Source organism: Microbulbifer regidiadema (SeqCode) (assembly GCF_052466995.1).
Genome location: NZ_CP174297.1, coordinates 4,409,321 through 4,427,644, shown reverse-complemented (window position 1 = coordinate 4,427,644; position 18,324 = coordinate 4,409,321). Strand labels below are relative to the sequence as shown.

17 protein-coding genes and 1 pseudogene are annotated in these 18,324 nt (G+C 57.3%); 1 reads left to right on the top strand and 17 read right to left on the bottom strand.

All coding sequences use genetic code 11. The features are described 5' to 3' along the window. Positions 1–214 precede the first annotated feature (214 nt). The 13 genes from lipA to ACJJIK_RS19345 all read right to left on the bottom strand — a co-directional run bounded on the left by lipA (position 215) and on the right by ACJJIK_RS19345 (position 12,558). Positions 215–1,198 (bottom strand): lipoyl synthase, encoded by a 984-nt coding sequence (gene lipA, locus ACJJIK_RS19405; RefSeq protein WP_444929879.1) that lies wholly within the window; start codon positions 1,196–1,198, stop codon positions 215–217. Between the two features lie 4 nt (positions 1,199–1,202). Next, complete coding sequence (lipB, locus tag ACJJIK_RS19400; protein ID WP_444929878.1) at positions 1,203–1,892, bottom strand: lipoyl(octanoyl) transferase LipB; 690 nt, start codon at positions 1,890–1,892, stop codon at positions 1,203–1,205. Continuing rightward, positions 1,892–2,173: an HP0495 family protein gene (locus ACJJIK_RS19395; RefSeq protein ID WP_444929877.1), complete on the bottom strand. Its 282-nt coding sequence runs from the start codon at positions 2,171–2,173 to the stop codon at positions 1,892–1,894. Before ACJJIK_RS19395 ends, lipB begins: the two co-directional genes overlap by 1 nt. Before the next feature lie 168 nt (positions 2,174–2,341). Beyond that, positions 2,342–3,487 carry a D-alanyl-D-alanine carboxypeptidase family protein gene (locus tag ACJJIK_RS19390; protein WP_444932384.1) on the bottom strand — a complete coding sequence of 382 codons (1,146 nt, stop codon included), beginning with the start codon at positions 3,485–3,487 and terminating at the stop codon, positions 2,342–2,344. A 255-nt stretch (positions 3,488–3,742) separates the two neighbouring features. After that, positions 3,743–4,615 carry a septal ring lytic transglycosylase RlpA family protein gene (locus tag ACJJIK_RS19385; protein ID WP_444943609.1) on the bottom strand — a complete coding sequence of 291 codons (873 nt, stop codon included), beginning with the start codon at positions 4,613–4,615 and terminating at the stop codon, positions 3,743–3,745. 141 nt (positions 4,616–4,756) lie between these two features. Beyond that, complete coding sequence (mltB, locus tag ACJJIK_RS19380; RefSeq protein WP_444943608.1) at positions 4,757–5,767, bottom strand: lytic murein transglycosylase B; 1,011 nt, start codon at positions 5,765–5,767, stop codon at positions 4,757–4,759. 41 nt (positions 5,768–5,808) lie between these two features. After that, entirely contained in the window at positions 5,809–6,954 is a 1,146-nt protein-coding gene (rodA, locus tag ACJJIK_RS19375) for a rod shape-determining protein RodA (protein ID WP_444943607.1), read from the bottom strand. Continuing rightward, positions 6,947–8,788: a penicillin-binding protein 2 gene (mrdA, locus tag ACJJIK_RS19370; RefSeq protein ID WP_444932383.1), complete on the bottom strand. Its 1,842-nt coding sequence runs from the start codon at positions 8,786–8,788 to the stop codon at positions 6,947–6,949. Before mrdA ends, rodA begins: the two co-directional genes overlap by 8 nt. A gap of 227 nt (positions 8,789–9,015) precedes the next feature. Next, complete coding sequence (rlmH, locus tag ACJJIK_RS19365; protein ID WP_444929873.1) at positions 9,016–9,492, bottom strand: 23S rRNA (pseudouridine(1915)-N(3))-methyltransferase RlmH; 477 nt, start codon at positions 9,490–9,492, stop codon at positions 9,016–9,018. A 5-nt stretch (positions 9,493–9,497) separates the two neighbouring features. Further along, complete coding sequence (gene rsfS / locus ACJJIK_RS19360) at positions 9,498–9,875, bottom strand: ribosome silencing factor (protein WP_444929872.1); 378 nt, start codon at positions 9,873–9,875, stop codon at positions 9,498–9,500. Then, positions 9,872–10,555: a nicotinate-nucleotide adenylyltransferase gene (gene nadD / locus ACJJIK_RS19355; protein WP_444943606.1), complete on the bottom strand. Its 684-nt coding sequence runs from the start codon at positions 10,553–10,555 to the stop codon at positions 9,872–9,874. The genes rsfS and nadD overlap by 4 nt, the downstream gene beginning before the upstream one ends. Positions 10,556–10,593: 38 nt before the next feature. Continuing rightward, complete coding sequence (locus ACJJIK_RS19350) at positions 10,594–11,877, bottom strand: glutamate-5-semialdehyde dehydrogenase (protein ID WP_444943605.1); 1,284 nt, start codon at positions 11,875–11,877, stop codon at positions 10,594–10,596. Positions 11,878–11,973: 96 nt separating this feature from the next. Then, entirely contained in the window at positions 11,974–12,558 is a 585-nt protein-coding gene (locus ACJJIK_RS19345) for an LON peptidase substrate-binding domain-containing protein (RefSeq protein WP_444929869.1), read from the bottom strand. 183 nt (positions 12,559–12,741) lie between these two features. Between ACJJIK_RS19345 and ACJJIK_RS19340 the strand changes: the two genes are divergently transcribed. Further along, a complete protein-coding gene (locus ACJJIK_RS19340; protein WP_108734321.1) occupies positions 12,742–13,023 on the top strand; it encodes a peptidylprolyl isomerase in 282 nt (93 codons plus the stop codon). Between the two features lie 71 nt (positions 13,024–13,094). Here the strand turns inward: ACJJIK_RS19340 and ACJJIK_RS19335 are convergent. The 4 genes and pseudogenes from ACJJIK_RS19335 to mpl form a co-directional block, all read right to left on the bottom strand. Then, a pseudogene (locus ACJJIK_RS19335) lies at positions 13,095–15,678 on the bottom strand (efflux RND transporter permease subunit). A gap of 118 nt (positions 15,679–15,796) precedes the next feature. Beyond that, positions 15,797–16,084 carry a SelT/SelW/SelH family protein gene (locus tag ACJJIK_RS19330; RefSeq protein ID WP_444929867.1) on the bottom strand — a complete coding sequence of 96 codons (288 nt, stop codon included), beginning with the start codon at positions 16,082–16,084 and terminating at the stop codon, positions 15,797–15,799. Beyond that, on the bottom strand, positions 16,077–16,667 hold the full coding sequence (locus ACJJIK_RS19325; protein WP_444945088.1) for a flavin prenyltransferase UbiX: 591 nt from the start codon (positions 16,665–16,667) through the stop codon (positions 16,077–16,079). The genes ACJJIK_RS19330 and ACJJIK_RS19325 overlap by 8 nt, the downstream gene beginning before the upstream one ends. A 99-nt stretch (positions 16,668–16,766) precedes the next feature. Then, entirely contained in the window at positions 16,767–18,122 is a 1,356-nt protein-coding gene (gene mpl / locus ACJJIK_RS19320) for a UDP-N-acetylmuramate:L-alanyl-gamma-D-glutamyl-meso-diaminopimelate ligase (RefSeq protein WP_444929866.1), read from the bottom strand. Between the last annotated feature and the right edge of the window lie 202 nt (positions 18,123–18,324).

The window sequence follows — 18,324 nt, the reverse complement described above, 5'->3', positions numbered from 1 at the left end:
AGAGACAGAATATTTAATTAATACTGAACAAACAGATACTATTATTTCAACTTATAGTGATAACCTGCACAACTGTAGAAAAACAACTCGTTGAACTCTGCGCTGGTCAACCCCCTAAAAAACCCAGCGCTAATAAAAAACTGAAGATTAGTAACCCAAAAATAAAAAAGGGTGCATAAAAGCACCCTTAAAAAAATCAAATTAAAAGCCCGAATCAGCCCACCTTCTCTCCGTGGGCCTGCTTGTCAGCGTGGTAAGAAGAGCGCACCAATGGGCCGCAAGCCGCGTGTTTAAAGCCGATTTTCTCGGCGTAACGGCGATACTCTTCAAACTCGTCCGGGTGAACGTAGCGCTGTACCGGCAAGTGCTCCTTACTGGGCTGCAAGTACTGGCCGATAGTGAGCATATCGATATCGTGCTCGCGCATATCGTCCATTACCTGGAAAATTTCCTCTTTCTCTTCACCCAGGCCAACCATCAAGCCAGACTTGGTCAGCACATCAGGGCGGCGCTTCTTAAATTCCTGCAACAGCTTTAGAGACCACTTGTAATTGGCGCCGGGGCGGGACTCTTTATACAGGCGAGGTACCGTTTCCAAATTGTGGTTAAACACATCCGGAGCTTCCTTCTCCAGGATATCCAGGGCCACATCCATACGACCGCGAAAATCCGGGGTAAGAATTTCCACCTGTAAATTGGGCGACTGCGCTCTGGATTCACGAATACAGTGGGCAAAGTGCTCGGCACCGCCATCGCGCAAGTCATCGCGATCCACTGAGGTAATCACCACATAGCGCAAGCTCATCGCCGCAATGGCATCCGCCAGGTTCTTTGGCTCTTCCGGGTCCAGCGGGTTGGGCTTACCGTGGCCCACATCGCAGAAGGGGCAACGACGGGTACAAATTTCCCCCATGATCATAAAGGTCGCGGTGCCGTTACTAAAACACTCGCCCAAGTTGGGGCAGCTCGCCTCTTCACAAACCGTGGAGAGCTTCTGTGAGCGGAGGATACTCTTGATGCGATCCACTTCTTTTGACGCCGGCACCTTTACGCGAATCCAGTCGGGTTTGCGCAGCAGGTTATCACTGGCGATTACTTTCACCGGGATACGCTCTACCTTATCGCCATCGCGGAGTTTCTCCCCCTGCTGGAGGCGGCGAGTGCGCTTTACAGGCACCAGATCGGGTTTATCAGCCATTAATTTATTCCTGCGGTTCTGCGCTCAGTTGCGCAAATTCTTTTTCATCGATGGGTTGCCACTGGGCGTCAGACAACCGAAGCGCGCGGAGTAACTCGCGCACAAAAATCTCAGCAACCTGTCCCCACTCGGGGGTAGGCTCCAATATCTCCGCCATCTGCACCATCTGCATTCCGGCATAACCACAGGGGTTAATCCGCAGGAAGGGGGCCAGATCCATATCGATATTGATCGCAATACCGTGGAAGCTACACCCCCGCCTTACGCGCAGACCGATAGAGGCAATTTTATTGCCCGCGCGGGGCCCTTCGGTGAGATAAACCCCCGGTGCATCGGCCCTGGGGGCTGCGGCGATCGCAAAATTTGCCAGCATCGCCACAGTGGCGGTTTCCAGTGCCGAGACCAGCTCGCGCACACCAATTTTGGCCCTGCGCAAATCCAGCAGTGGATACACCACCAGCTGGCCGGGGCCGTGATATGTCACCTGCCCGCCCCGGTCCACCTGGACCACGGGAATATCACCGGTATTCAACAGGTGCTCAGCCTTGCCGGCCTGGCCCTGAGTGAAAACCGGCTCGTGTTCTACGCACCAGATCTCGTCGGCACTCTCACTATCGCGACTATCGGTATAGTGCGACATGGCCTGCCAGACGCTCTTGTAATCTCGCCGCGCCAGATTGCGAACAATGGTCATCAGAGCACCATATGTACAGCGGGGTGCTGCTTCAACTCTTCAAACAATGCTTTGAGTTGCTCCTCACCGGTGGCGAGGATAAAGAAGGTCATAGAAGTAAATTTACCGGTGCTGCTATCGCGCAGGGTAATACGCTCTTCATCCAAGCCGGGGGCATGGCGGCGCATCACTTCCAGTACAAACTCGTGCGCGTCATTATTGGCATCGCGCACCACCTTGATCATATAGTCTTCACAAGGGAATTCGATTTTTGGGGCTTTTTGATTGGGATCTTGACTCATACCACTCTCCGGGAACGGGCTGCTAGATATTGAGAAAAGCTTGAGCACAGCCGGGCGGCGATTATACAGCGGCTAAACAGCAGTGGACAGTAAGCAGAAGGGGAAGTGGACAGAGGTGTAGGGAGGGATGGACAGGGATGGGAATCATTCCCATCCCCGAGGCCGAAATCAGCTGAAAAAGCCCATCATAAAGCGCTTGATGGAGTCCCACATACGCTTAAAGAAACCGGCGCGCTCCACATCTTCGGCGGCAACCGCCTTAACGTCGGCAACGGTTTCGCCGTCCAGGGTCACAACCACTTTACCTACCGGCTGACCCTTCTGCACAGGCGCTTCCAGCTCACCGGCCACAATCAGGTCCGCTTTAATGCTGTCCTCACCACCACGGGGGATAGTGACAAACACGTCTTTGGCTACGGCAATGCCCACGCTGGGCTCTTCCCCGCCCCAGACACGCTCGGTTTGCAGCTCTTCACCCTGGCCGTAGACCTTGTGGGTCTGGTAGTAGCGGAAGCCGTAAGCCAGCAGTTTTTGGGTCTCGGAAGCGCGTTTTTCATCGCTATCGGTGCCCACCACGATCGCGATCAGGCGCATACCGCGCTTCATCGCCGAAGCTACCAGGCAGTAGCCGGCCTCTTCTGTATGACCGGTCTTGATACCGTCGACAGAGGAGTCGCGCCACAACAGGCGGTTGCGGTTGGGCTGGTTAATACCGGAATAGCTGAAGTATTTCTCGGAGTAAATGTCGTAGTGTTCCGGGTGATCCATCACCAGTGCGCGGGCCAAAATGCCCAGGTCGCGGGCAGTGGTCAAATGCCCCTCAGCTGGCCAGCCGGTCGCATTGACGAAGTGGGTATGCTCCATGCCCAGCAGTTCGGCCTGCTGGTTCATCACCTCGGCGAAGACTTCTTCGCTACCGGACACATGCTCGGCCAGGGCGATACTGGCATCATTGCCGGACTGGATAATGACACCGCGCATCAAGTCGATCACCGGCACCTGGTCACCCACTTTGACGAACATCTTCGAGCCGCCCTTGCGCCAGGCCTTCTCGGAAATGCGCACCATATCGTTCTCTTTGATACTCCCTTTCAGGATTTCCTCAGAGACGATATAAGCCGTCATCATTTTGGTAAGGCTCGCCGGGGGGAGCTGGGTATCCGCCTCGTGCTCAACCAATACTTGGCCGGTATTGGCATCCAGCAGCAGGTAAGACTTGGCCGCCAGCTGGGGCGGTGCCGGGATAAGAGATTGCGCCTGGGCCAGGCCCGCACAGAACAACAGGAAAGAACAGGCGATAATCCGTGTCATCATAGGTATATGTCTCGTCATTCCTCGTTTTCGTTGGCTATGGACTAACCTGCAACGAAGACTACAGGGTTAATCAGCGGCGCTACAGCTTGTCACCAAACGCCGCCCATCATTACAAGATTACAAAATACAAGAAAAAAGGCGCCAGTGCGCAGTATTTTGTGAATGGGTATTCAAATGACTATCGCCCGCCGGAATAGTCATAGAGCATCTGGGGAGATTTACCCCACCGCATTGATGCCCATAAGCCCAAAAACATTATTCATAAACAACCTGTGGCTGGCCAAGCTGTTTTTGCTCAACCGTTTCCCGCGCAGTTGCCAGGGCTCGCTGTTGGGTTAGCGGGCCTATTCGCACCCGATAAAAAGTCTTGCCGCCGCGCTGAACAGAACTAACCGCAACAGGATAGTCAATGGCAGCGGCCAACTGGGCGCGAATCTCCCGGGCCTGTGTTGCGTTGCTATAGGCGCCGACCTGCAAATAGGTATTATCGGGCAGTTTAATAGTCGTATCTTCTGCCAAGCCCGCAGTGCCATCGCTGTTGGCCAGCACTTCATTGGCAGCGGGCAGTGAGGCCGGGTCCAGCGCTTCCACCTCAACCCGGGCAACGCCTTGATCCAGATAGCCGAGCTTCTGTGCAGCGGTATAACTCAGGTCGATAATTCGCCCGTGCACAAAGGGGCCCCGATCGTTTACCCGCACAATAATACTGCGGCCATTGTCGAGATTGGTCACCTTGGCGTAACTGGGCAGCGGCAGCGTTTTGTGGGCGGCAGACATGGCGTACATATTGTAGATCTCGCCATTTGCGGTGCGCCGGCCGTGGAATTTTGTCCCGTACCAGGAGGCGTGCCCCACCTCTTTGTAACCTTTGACATCATTGCGCACACGATAGGTGACGCCGTTGACCTTGTAGGGGGATTTATTGCCCGCATCACCGATAGGCTCGCGCACAGGGATAGGCTCTGGGGCGGCTTGCATATTCACCGGTGTGGAAGGGCCGCTATCTTTAAGACTATTAAAATCCGGCGTGGTATTTTGGCTTTTCTGCGGTTTTGGCTGCGGGCTACTACAGGCCGCCAATATCAGGACCGCCAGGGCCACTCCCCAACGCGCTTTGCACTGAAACATAATCCCCCCGGCGCGCGATTGCTGCCGTCTCCAAACCGTTATTATCTGGTACTGCGAAATAAGATAGAAAGAGTCAGAACGTCAAAAGTCCAAATGGTTCCCTCCATTTGGACCGAATTTAGCAGCGCAACTAAGGCCGCCTTAAGACTTGCCACCTCTCGCTTTGACGATCTCCTGAGCCAGGTCGTTGACGGCCATGGCATAGAGACGACTGCGATTATAGCGGGTGATAGTGGCAAAGTTGTTGAGGCCCAGCCAGTACTGTTTGCCCTGCTCCGTTTGCAGAGAAAATACATTGGCGGGCATTTCCGGGGCCACCTGGCTGGTGGCGCTAAAGCCTTTATCCGCCAGCTCGCCCACCGTCCACTGCGGCCGCAGGGTATCGTTGACGATGGTCATATCCGCATTGGGGCGCGGGCTCGCCAGTACGGCAACCGGCTCGCCGGGCTTCCACCCGTGCTTTACAAAATAGTTGGCCACACTGCCGATGGCATCGGTGGGATCGTTCCAGATATCCGCCTTGCCGTCTTCGCTAAAGTCCACCGCATAAGAGCGATAGCTGGAAGGCATAAACTGGCCGTAGCCCATAGCGCCGGCATAGGAGCCCTTAAGAGCCAGCGGGTCCATATCCTGCTCGCGGGTCAGCAGCAGGTAATTCTCCAGCTCTTTGGTAAAAAACGCCGAGCGGCGGGGGTAGTTGAACGCCAGGGTGGAGAGCGCATCCAGCACCCGGTAGCCGCCCATATTGCCACCGTAGCGGGTCTCAATACCGATAATGGCAACGATCATCTCGGCGGGTACGCCATATTTTTTTTCAGCCTCAGCCAGGGCCTCGGCATTCTGATCCCAAAAGTCCACGCCACCGGCAATACTCCTCGGAGTGATGAACATTTTGCGGTATTCATACCAGGGCTTGGCCTTCTCGGCGGGGCGTTTAATCGCCTTGAGAATGGCATCCTTGCGCTTTGCCTCGCGCATCAGCTGCTGCATTTCTTCGCGGTTAAAATCGTGCTCCTGCACCATATAATCGACGAATTCCTGCGCCTGCTGGTTGTCACCGTGACCAGGCTCCTTTGCACAGGCGGCGAGGGCCAGGCCCATCCCGATCAATAATCCCGAGGTCCACTTCAAAACGACCACTCCTGTCTTCATCTCGCGTCTCTAAAATCCGATTAATTTCCTTAAAGCGCCTATTAAAAATGTACTCGGCGCCGCTCAGTCGCAACAGCCATCAGCAGGCCAAACCCGGCCATCAACGTAATTAGGGATGTCCCGCCATAACTGATCACGGGCAAAGGTACACCGACCACCGGCAATAATCCTGTAACCATACCAATGTTTACAAAGACATAGACAAAAAAAGTGAGAGTTATACTCCCAGCCAGCAGCCGGCCAAATACGTGTTGGGCCATAAAGCTAATATAAATACCACGGGAGATAATTAGTACATATAGCAAAAGCAGTAACAAGGCGCCGCGCATCCCCCATTCCTCCGACAGTACCGCGATAATAAAATCGGTGTGGCTCTCCGGCAGGAAGTCCAGCTGCGACTGGGTGCCCTGAAGGTAGCCCTTGCCGTAGACACCACCTGAGCCGATAGCTGCCTTGGAGTTAAATATATTCCAACCCGCGCCAAAACGATCATCGTCTGGATTGAGCAGAGTCAAAATTCGCTGTCGCTGGTAATCGTGGAGCCCCCAGTGCCAGATAGGATAGGCGGCAACCAACAAAGTCATTGCCGCTGCTCCGATCATCGCCCAGCTCAACCCCGCCAGGTACAGGGCAAAAAGCCCAGATGCGGCAATCAGGATTGAGGTGCCCAAATCCGGTTGGCGCACAATCAGCGCTGCCGGAATCGCTACAATCGCCAGTGCGCCCATCACTGTCGGCAGCGAGGGCGGCAGGCGGCGCCGATGCAGGTAAGCCGCCACCGCCATAGGCACACCGAGCTTCATCACCTCCGATGGCTGGAAGCGAAATCCGCCGATCTCCAGCCAGCGCTGTGCGCCCATCGCCTTGGTGCCAATAAACAACACCCCGACCAGGAGCACACAGCCGCCCAAATAGGCCCAGGGAGACCAGCGCCTGTAGAAGTCGAGGGGAATTTGCGCCACGATAAACATGCCGACAAAAGCCGCGCACATAAAGATCGACTGGCGACGCACATAGTTCATATCGCCGCCGGAGGCGCTGTACAGCACCCCGAGCCCCACCGCAGCCAGCACCAACAACAGCACCAGCAGCGGTATATCAATGTGCAGACGACGGGAGAGACTGACCGGTTTGCGCAGACTGCCGTGGACCTCTGACAAACGGTGGGAAAAGTCGCGACTAGCCATTATTGCCCGCACCCTCACTCAAACTCATCGTATCTGCCGTTTTCTGCGACTCTTGTTGCTGCCGTGGCACCCACTCGGCAAATAGCTCCCGCGCTATAGGTGCCGCCACCTTTCCCCCGCCCTCACCGTTTTCAACCAGCACAGAGACGGCAATACGGGGATTATCCAGCGGGGCAAAGGCCACAAACAGAGCGTGATCGCGGTGGCGTTCCTGTAGGGCTTCTGAGTCATAACGCGCCCCCTGGGCAATACCGACCACCTGGGCAGTACCGGATTTACCCGCCACGCGGAAATCCAAGTCTCTGCCGGCCCGCTTGCCGGTGCCGGTGCGATGGTTGACCACGGCCTCCATCCCCTCAAACACCAGGTCCCAGTGATCCGGGCGGGCCTCAAAGTTGTGCAGTATCTCTGCGGGCTGCGCCACCCCATTGATCGACTTGACCATCTGCGGGCGGTAGTGGGTACCGCGATTGGCAATCGTTGCCGTCATCACTGCCAATTGCAGTGGTGTCGCCAAGACAAAGCCCTGCCCCAGTACCGCATTTAAACTGTCGCCGGGAAACCAGGGCATACCCCGGGCACCGCGCTTCCAATCCCGCGACGGAAACAACCCTGAACTCTCTATCGGCAGATCGATCCCAGTCTTGGCGCCCAGGCCAAAATGAGTGGCAATGCTGTGCATCTCATCGATATCCCAGCGGTGCGCCATATCCCAGAAGTAGACATCACAGCTCTGCGCCGTGGCCTGTATCAGATCCACCTTGTCGCCGTGGCCCCAGCGCACGTGGTCGCGGTAGATGCGGGGATCGTTGGGCAGCTTGTAGAAGCCCGGGTCCTTGACGGTAGTTTCCCGAGTGATAATACCCGCCTGAAGCCCCCCCAATCCCATCAGTGGCTTTATCGTAGAACCGGGCGGATAGCGCCCCTGCACCGCGCGATTAAACAGGGGGACATCAAGGGAATCACTGAGGGCGCGGTAGTCGGCAAAGCTGATACCGGTCACAAATAAGTTGGGGTCGAAGGACGGCTTACTGACAAACGCCAGCACGCCACCGCTGTTCACATCGATCGCGACCACCGCACCGCGGCGGTCACCGAGGGCATCCGAAGCCACCTGTTGCAGGCGCGCATCCAAGTTGAGAACCAGGTCCGCACCGGGCTTGGGGTCCTCGCGCTCAAGTACCCGCAATACCCGCTCATGGGCATTGACCTCAACATTCTCATAACCGACCTCCCCCAGTAGCAGGTCCTCGTAGGAGCGCTCCAGCCCGACCTTGCCAATGCTGCGAGTACCGCTATAGCGGCGCACATCACCCTCAGTAAAATTACTCAGATCGCGGTCACTGATTCGCCCCATATAGCCCACACTGTGGGCAAAGAGGTCTCCAAGGGGGTAGTAGCGCACCAACTCCGCCCCCACCGACACCCCCGGCATACGGAATTGATTGACGCTGATACGGGCGATTTCATCGTCGGTCAGTCGAAAACGGAGGGGGACTGGCGCATATGAGGCGCGCGGGCGTTTGAGGCGCTTGCGGAATTTGGCGATATCGTTTTCATCGAGCCGCACCAGGTTGCCGATCAGCTCCAGGGTGGCGTCCATCTCGCGAACCCGCTCGCTCACAATCAACAAGCTGTAACTGGGGCGGTTATCCGCCAATAAGAGGCCATTGCGGTCGTAGATCAAGCCCCGGGTCGGCGCGACCGGGCGTACCTGAATGCGGTTAATATCAGAGGCGGTGCGGTAGTCTTCGTAATTCACTACCTGCAAGTTGTAAAAGCGCGCAACTAAAACCCCCAGCAGAGCGATCACCCCCACAAGCGCCACCAGCATTCGGTTGCGAAACAGCCGCTGTTCGGTAAGGGGATCCTTGAGCGGGTCCTTGGGCGAAGGCTGAAAAGAGGCCTTGAAGGGGACCTTGAAGCGGTAATCGTGCGGCATCAGAATCTAGTCGATGGTTTTTGACTGGCGTGCAAAAAATCTAAATCCTACATTAACACAGGGCGAGCCGGGAGAGAGAACCGAGTCGGCAAATCTCTCCACGACTTATCGCAAACCCATTATTTGTGATAGGGGTGCCCGGCCAATAGAGTCCAGGCGCGATAAATTTGTTCCGCCAAAACCACTCTCACCAGCGGGTGGGGCAAGGTGAGTGGGGACAGGGACCAGCGCTGGCGCGCGCGGGCGAGGCAGTCTTCAGATAAGCCGTCGGGCCCACCGATAAACAGACTGACATTTTCCCCCAGTAGCTGCCAATCCCTCAGCTGGGTCGACAGCTGCTCGGTGCTCCAGGGCTTGCCTTTCACATCGAGCGCCACCACGTGATCCCGAGGGCCCACAGCGGCGAGCATTGCCTCACCCTCTTTTTTACGCGCTTTTTCAATCAGGGCCGCAGAGCTTTTTTGGCCCCGCTGCCCCAGGGGGATTTCCACCATTTCCAGGGCGATTTCCCGGGGCAGGCGCTTGGCGTACTCAGCGTAGCCCTCCTGCACCCAAGCCGGCATTTTTCCACCGGCGGCCAGAATGCGGATTTTCACAGCGATTAATCCCGGTGTGGATCGCTGCCATCGGCATCGTCGCGGGTGTTCGGCGTCATGGACCAGAGTTTCTCCAGGTCGTAGAAGCCGCGAACATCGGCGAGCATGACATGAACGACTAGATCGCCATAGTCAACTAACACCCACTCGCCCTGCTCGACGCCTTCAACGCCAATAGGGCGGATACCTTCTTTCTTCAGGTCGTCCACAACGTTCTCTGCCAGAGATTTTACCTGGCGGCTGGAAGTACCGGTGCAGATCAGCAGGCTATCCATTACATCTGAAAGTCCGGAGACATCCAGATCAACGATATCCTTACCTTTCAAATCCTCCAGCGCGTTGAGAGCGATATCTTTAATATTTGTCATAACACCTTGATTCATTGCGGGTCGCCGGAGGCGACCTCTGTATAAAGTCGATGGTTTTCTATGTACTGCAACACTGTGGCCGGCAGTAAATAGCGTGGCGATTGGCCACTTTTAATTAATTCGCGAATTTGTGTCGCGGAAATTGGCAGCAGGCTCTGCTCCCGCAACAGTAGGCAGCCATAGGCCCGGGTATGCAAGTCTGTAGCAGTGCCCCGGTGGCGCTCCAACAACTCGACAAGGGGCCCCTGCCCTTCAATATCCCGATCCGGCAAATGCCAACCGGGCCGGGTCACCACTACTAAGTGCGCCAGTTCCAAGAGGCGCTCCCAGCGGTGCCAGCGATGCAAACTCAACAGGGAGTCCAGTCCCATACAGAAACTGATGGAGACTTCGTCTCCCAGCTCACTGCGCAGCTCCTCCAGAGTATCCACCGTATAGGTTGAGCCGCCGCGAACAAGTTCCCGCTCATCCAGAGTTAATTCCTCACAGCCCTCCAGCGCCAGGGCCAGCATTTCGCTGCGCTGGCGGGAGGAGACCCCGGGGCTCTGCCGGTGGGCGGGCTGGTGGCTCGGCAGCAGGCGCATCTCATCAAATTCGAGCAGCTGGCGCAGCTCCAGCGCCATGCGCAGATGACCGAAATGGATCGGATCAAAGGTGCCGCCAAACAGGGCCAGTGTATGCCTTTTGCTCGCCACTATTACCTCTCGTGCTCGCAGCGCCTGCGGGAAAATATCTATTGGCGGATATGGCCATCCCCGAACACAATCCATTTCTGCGAGGTCAGTCCCTCCAGACCAACCGGGCCACGGGCATGGATTTTATCAGTACTGATACCAATTTCCGCCCCCAGTCCGTATTCGAAACCATCCGCAAAGCGGGTGGAAGCGTTAATCATCACCGAACTGGCATCCACAGCACTCATAAAGCGACGGCTGCGACTGTAGTCCTGGGTGACAATGGCCTCGGTATGACCGGAACCGTAACGGGCGACATGCGCCATGGCCGCCGCCATATCCGCGACAACCCGCACGGCGAGAACCGGGGCCAGGTACTCCTCGCTCCAATCCTCCTCTGTCGCCGCAACACAGTCGGGAAGGATTTCACGGGTGCGGTCACAACCGCGCAGCTCCACCCCTTTCTCCCCGTAGGCACTGGCCAAGCGCGGCAGTATATCCGCCGCAACCGTCTCGGCAACTAAAAGTGTCTCCATGGCGTTGCAAACACCGTAGCGGTGAGTCTTGGCATTGAGGGCGATATCAAATGCCTTTTGCAGGTCGGCACGGTCATCAATATAGACATGGCAGACACCGTGCAGGTGTTTGATCACCGGTACCCGCGCCTCGCGGCTGATCCTTTCAATCAGGCCCGTACCGCCGCGGGGAACAATCACATCCACATATTCCGGCATGGTAATCAGGGCACCCACCGCCGCGCGATCGGTGGTATCCACAACCTGCACCGTCGTTTCCGGCAAACCCGCTTCGCGCAGACCGGCCACAATACAGCTGGCAATTGCCTTGTTGGAGTGCAGCGCTTCACTGCCCCCACGCAAAATGGTGGCATTGCCGGATTTCAGGCACAGGCTGGCCGCATCGATGGTCACATTGGGTCTGGACTCATAAATAATGCCCACCACCCCCAGGGGCACACGCATTTTGCCCACTTGGATACCGCTGGGGCGGTAGCGCAAGTCTGCAACTTCCCCCACCGGGTCGGGCAGTTCTGCAACCTGGGTCAGCCCCTCGATCATAGCGTCGATACGGGCATCGTTAAGTTCCAGGCGGTCGAGCAGAGCCGCGTCCAAGCCGCGTTCGCGCCCCGCCTGCATATCCAGTGCATTGGCCTCTAATAAAGACGGTCGCTGGGCCTCCAGTTGGGCGGCGATGGCTTTGAGGGCGCGATTTTTGGTGGCGGTATCGGCGCCAGCTATCTGTCTGGCTGCGGCGCGGGCGGCGCGCCCCATATGTTCGAGCTTGGCGCGGGTGGATTGCTGATCAGCGGTGTCTGTGGCGGTCACTTGGCTCTCCGTGCAAAATCCGGTCGGCCGCGCAGTATAACCCAGCGCGATCCGCTTGAAAGTGCCGATTGCCGCGCCCCAGGGTTTTATAGCGCCCTATTCCCGGGCCCAGCGGTCCAGGTTCTCCGCGATGGTCGCAAGCCGCATAAGCGGATCTCGCACCGCCAACAGGTCTGTGCGCACCTTGTCTTCCAGCGGCAAAAGTTGTGCCAGCTGCCAGGAGAGCGCGTCGGCCGAATCCACCGGTTCAAATTTGAGCGACAGCGTGTGCGCCCGCTCCTTGAGTTCCTCCAACACCGACAGGAGGCCGTCGCAATCCACCGGAACCGGCTTTTCCTCGTCTTCGGGCAGCCACTCCACCTCCCCCAGAAGCAAGTCATCTTCTGCGCGACTGGTTCTGACGATGCGAAAGCGGCGCCGGCCTTTCACCTCTACGTTCAGCAGCCCCCCCTCGCCCTGCCCCCAGTCGACAATCTCGACATACACGCCGAGAGGCCATACAGAGGCCCGCCCCACTTCGCCCCCGGAGCGAATCAATACAATGCCAAAACCGCTATTGGTTTTCATGGACTCACTGACAAGGTGAATATAGCGCTGCTCAAAAATCCGCAGGGGCAAAGTTACACCGGGATACAGGGGGACACTGAGGGGAAAAAGGGGAATCTGTTGCAAGGTGGTCACTCATTATTTTGCTGTGCCCTAAAGATACCACCGCCCGGGGATAGCCTGTGGCGGGGCACCAGACTTTTTACCGCCAATCCGCCGAATTGGGGTAAGTTTTTCCAATTTGGGACAATTGTCTCTGGCAAGCCCAACACCCAGCCTTTAAGCTGCTGCGGTAAATTGACCAAACGGAGATTTTTCATGCCTACAGCAACCGCTCGTCACATCCTGGTTGAAAGTGAGCAGCAGTGCCAGGACCTGAAACAGCAAATTGAGAACGGCGCTGACTTCGGCAAAATTGCCGAGCAGTACTCCCAGTGCCCCTCTAGCCGTTCCGGCGGTGACCTGGGCTCCTTCAGCAAGGGAATGATGGTTCCCGAATTCGACAAGGTCGTATTTTCCGAGGAGCTGCACAAGGTGCACGGCCCGGTCAAAACCCAGTTTGGCTACCACCTGCTGGAAATCACCAGCCGCCAGGACTGAGTCCGCGCTGTTTAGCAGACACAAAAAAGCCGGGATTATCCCGGCTTTTTTGTACTCCAAATTCCTTCTCTTCAGGCGCTCGGCGCCTCCTGTAGCGATACCTCGGGCTCGACCTCATCGGCCTGTCTCTGGCGACCGAGGGGCTTGAACATCACCAGCAACAGCGGCAGCAGGGTCAGGGAACCCAGCAGTGCGGCAGACATCGCCAGCGCGGTGAGCAGGCCGAAGTAAATCGACGGCACAAACTTCGACAGCGCCAGAATTGAGAAACCGGCAATAATCGTAATCGCGGTATAGAACATGGCGCGGCCGATGGTGGCATGGCTGCGGTGCATGGTCGCCAGGTAATTGCCGTCTTTGGCAAACTCGGCGCGGAAGCGATACAGATAGTGAATCGCGTGATCCACACCGATGCCCACGGTAATCGCGGCGATAGTAATCGTCATCATATCCAGCGGAATACCCGCGAGCCCCATACCACCGAGTACCACGCAGGCAGCCAACATATTCGGCACCAGCGCGATCAGCGCTATCCACAGGGAGCGGAACAGCACCAGGAACATCAGCAGGATGCCGACAAAGACCGCACCCAAAGTCAGAATCTGGGACTTGAACAGACTCTGCAACATATTGTTATACAGAACCAGCAGGCCGGTCTGGTGGATATTTTCCGGGGCTACACCCATCTCATTGTGGGCGTAGTTGTAGATACGCTGGATCAATTCATCCCGGCGCAGCGTCGGGTCTGTCTCCATCACCCGCAGGGTAATGCGGGCCTGGTTGTTCTCCGCCGACAGGTAGGGATTTACCAGCACCGAGCGGATTTCTGCCGGCAGGCTGGTATTGGCCACTGCCAGCTCAAAGTCATTGAGGGGGCCGCCTTTCAGATCTTTGGCGACCTTGTACAGGGTTGCCAGTGATTGCACCTTGCCAATCTCCGGCTGCTGCTCCAGGTAATCGTGCAACTGCTCCAGTTTGCTCAAGCCGGCCACGGTAAACCAGTAGCTCTGCTCCGGGGATGCCTCTTCACTGCCGAAAGGATCATCGCTGGCAAAAGGGTCCTCCTCCACGGCGAAGGGGTCTTCCTCGGCTTCCATCGCGAAGGGGTCCTCCTCGCCCTCGAAGGCCGCGTCCTGCTCCTCGGGCTGATCCAGAATAATATCCAGGGTCACGGTGCCGCCCAGGCGGCGGTCGATCACCAGCATGCCCTGGTAAATCTCAGTGGAATCGTCGAAGTAATCGATAAAACGGTTTTCCACTTTCAACTGCGCAATCCCCACCACGCTCACCACCGCTGCGACCAGGGAGATACCCAGCACTACAAACTTGTGGCGCTCGGCAAAGCGGGAAAATTGCAGGGTAAATGCGTGGCGAGTTATCCGCACTCACACTGCCCACGCGCTTCGGCAGCAGCATCAGGAAGCTGGGAATAATCAGGAACGACAGCAGCAGGGCCACGGTCACCCCCATTGTCATCATCCAGCCAAAGTCGATTACCGGGCGGATGCCGCTCACCACCAGAGAGGCAAAAGCCACAATGGTGGTCAGCGCGGTATACAGACAGGGCTTGGCCATAAAGCGCACCGTCTGCAACACCAGCGTTTCAAGATCCCAGTCCGGGTTCTGGGCGATATATTCCCGGTAGCGCACGGCCAGATGAATGGTGATCGCCAGGGTGATAATCAGCAGCAGCGCGACAAAGTTGGCCGAGATCACCGTGAGTCGCCAGTCCAGCCAGCTGAGCAGCCCCAGCATCACAATCGCAGTGGTGACACAGGTCAGCAGCGGCAGCAGTACCCAGCGCGGCTGGCGGAAAATCAGCAGCAGGGTGATCACGATAAAAGCGAGAATACCGATACCGAAAACCAGCAGGTCGCTTTTAATAAACGAAATCATATCGGCGGTAATCATGGTTACACCACCGAGGAACAGCTCCGCCTCACCGCTGTAGCCGGCCAGGATAGCGCGCACCGTATCGACCCGCTGGTGAGCCACTTTCTCCTGTTCAGTGCGGTGGGCCAGGTAGACCGCGCTTATCTCTTCCAGGCGAGCGGCCTCTTGCGGGGTCAGGCCCTCGCTATTGCGCTTGCTGCGCAGGGCATCCCGCTCGCGCACCATCTCAATACCCCGGCTATCCAGGGTTAAGTTCGCCAGCAGTGCGGTTGTCTGCCCGTCCGGGCTCAGGATCAGCTCCCGATAAATTGGGCTGGAGAGGAACTCTTGCCGGGCCATATCCCGGTCCACATCGGGCCTGGAGAGGGTGCGCACCTCATCGCTGATATCGGTGAGCGCCAGTTTGGGGCTGTACAACAGGGGCACATCGAGAATGCTCTGCACACTGGACACACCGTCGACCCTGGCCAGTTGATCCCGCAACTTGCCCAGGGTGTGCAGGGACTCATCGCTGAACAGGTCCCCGGTCTTGGAGCGGTAGGTAACGACGAGGAAGTCGCCACTGGCATAGCGCTCGGAAATCTCGCGGAAGTAATCCAGGGATTGATCGGCCTCCAATGTCAGGGAATCGGCGGAGGCGTCGATCTTCAGCCGGGGCAGGCCCAGGGCCGCCAGCAGGGTTAACAAGCCGATCACCACCAACACCGCAGCGGGTCGCTTGGTCACCAGGTATTCATAGGACTTCTGTAAAGCTGGTAGCATAAAATTCCGCTTCTTATCCAAACTAAAAACTGACCGCATTGCGGCACAAACATTGTTCGCCCCGGCAATGATTTCGCAAACCTGAATTTGCCATAGCGCTGTTTTATTGAAACTTTTTTCAGGGTTTATCGATATGTCCCAGGTCACGGCCGGGAAACAGGGTGTCCCTGACCCGCCGCTTAAGCTCCTTGGCTTCGGGGAAACCGCCGTCGCGCTTGCGCTCCCAGATTAAATTTTCACCAATCCGAATTTCGAATACTCCCCCACTACCGGGCTGCAACGCAACCTGATTTAAATCACTGGCAAATGTGTACAGCAACTCCTGGGCCATCCAGGTAGCGCGCAACATCCAGTTACACTGCACACAAAAGTGAATGGTGATACTCGGCTTTACCGTCTCAACCATTTTGATCTCCCCAACTGGGCAGGAGTTTCTGCTCTATCCCCAATTGGTCGAGAAGCCGCGCCACCACGAAGTCCACAATATCTTCGACCGAGCTGGGCTTCTGGTAAAAGCCCGGGCTGGCCGGCAGGATCATCGCTCCCATACGGGTGAGCTTGAGCATATTTTCCAGGTGAATCTCGGAGTAAGGCGCCTCGCGGGGGACCAGGATTAACTGGCGGCGCTCTTTCAGGGCCACATCGGCGGCCCGCTCAATCAGGTTGTTCGAGGCCCCGCAGGCCACCGCCGACAAGGTGCCGCCACTGGCCGGGCAGATCACCATACTGGCCGGAGCTCCGGTTCCCGAGGCCACCGGGGAAAACCAGTCCCGCTTGCTAAACAGAGTCAGCTGTCCCGCCTGCGCGGCAAAGCGCTCGGCAAGAAACGCCTGTAACTCACGCTCATCGCCCTCGGGCAGCTGCATATCGGTTTCGGTGTTGATCACCACCTGGGCCGCCTCGGACAGCAGTAGCCATACGCGAACGTTCGCCGCCAACAGGCATTGCAGCAGGCGCAAACCGTACTGGGCACCGGAAGCCCCGGTCATGGCCAGGGTCACGGTTTTTTCGAAAGAGGATTGGTGCAAGGTCGATCCCTTATTCGGCCCCGCGCACACTGGGCGGCGCAAGGGCAGTGATTGTCTGACTTACAGATCGTATTTCTGTTCCAGGGCGCCGATCAAGCGCTGGTGGATACCGCCAAAGCCGCCGTTGCTCATCACCACGATATGGCTGCCCTCAGCGGCGAGCTCCACCGCCAGTGCCACCCCACTTTCGACGGAGTCAAACACTTTTGCCGGTACCGGGCTGTCGTGGATAACCTGATCCAGCGACCAGTTCATCCCCTGGGGCTGATACCACAGCACCATATCAGCCCCGGAGCAGGCCTGGGCCAGGGCCTCCCGGTGTATCCCCATGCGCATGGTGTTGGAGCGCGGCTCAATCAGGGCAATAATTTTGTCCTGCCCCACTTTTGCGCGCAGGCCGTTCAGAGTGGATTCTATCGCCGTGGGGTGGTGAGCAAAATCATCGTAGACACGGATGCCGGCAACCTCACCCAGGCACTCCATACGGCGCTTAACCCCCTGGAAGCGCCCCAGGGCCGCCGCACTCAATTCCGGGGTAACCCCCACATGGCGCGCCGCCGCTATCGCAGCGAGGCCATTTTGTACATTGTGTTGCCCGGTCAGGTCCCACTCGACCCGCGCCACGGTCTCACCGGCAAACTGGACGCTAAAACGGCTGCCATCGGCGGCGACATCCACCGCGCACCAATCGTCGCCGACCCGCTGCACTTCACTCCAGCAGCCTTTCTCCAGCACCTGCTCTACATTCTGCTCCGCAGAGGCCACAATCAGGCCGCTGGCGGGCACCGTGCGCACCAGGTGGTGGAACTGTTTCTGGATCGCCGCCAGATCCTCAAAGATATCCGCGTGGTCAAATTCGAGATTGTTGATAATCACGGTGCGCGGGCGGTAGTGTACAAATTTGGAGCGCTTGTCGAAAAAGGCGGTGTCATATTCATCCGCTTCGACAATAAAGAAGGGGGACTCTCCCAAGCGGGCGGAAACGCCAAAATTACCCGGCACCCCGCCGATCAGGAAGCCCGGCTGCATATCTGCCGCTTCCAGAATCCAGGCCAGCATACTGGCGGTGGTGGTTTTACCGTGGGTACCGGACACCGCCAATACCCAGCGGTTGCCCAAGAAGTGATCGCACAACCACTGGGCGCCGGAGGTATAGGGCAGCCCCTTCTCCAGTACCGCCTCCACCGCCGGATTCCCCCGGGACATAGCGTTGCCGATAATCACCAGGTCCGGGGCCGGCTCCAGCTGCGCGGCATCATAGCCCTCAGTAATCTGGATACCCGCCAGTTGCAACTGGGTGCTCATGGGCGGATAGACATTGGCATCACTACCGGTAACGCGGTGGCCTTCCGCCACTGCCAACTGGGCCAAGCTGCCCATAAATGTGCCGCAAATACCTAATATATGAATATGCATAGCGGAAAAGTGTACTCCTACGGGTTGCGGCGCAAGCTTAACATGGCAAATCGGGGCAGTAATTGCCAAATACCGCAGTTACCATGCAATTTTATCGCTATTCCATTAGACTCCACCCCCGCACTGGCTGGCCTCATCCCCTCAGCGGGAGTAGGATTTTCCCAGTAGTGCCAACCCCGATACGAGCTCCCGGTTATCCCCA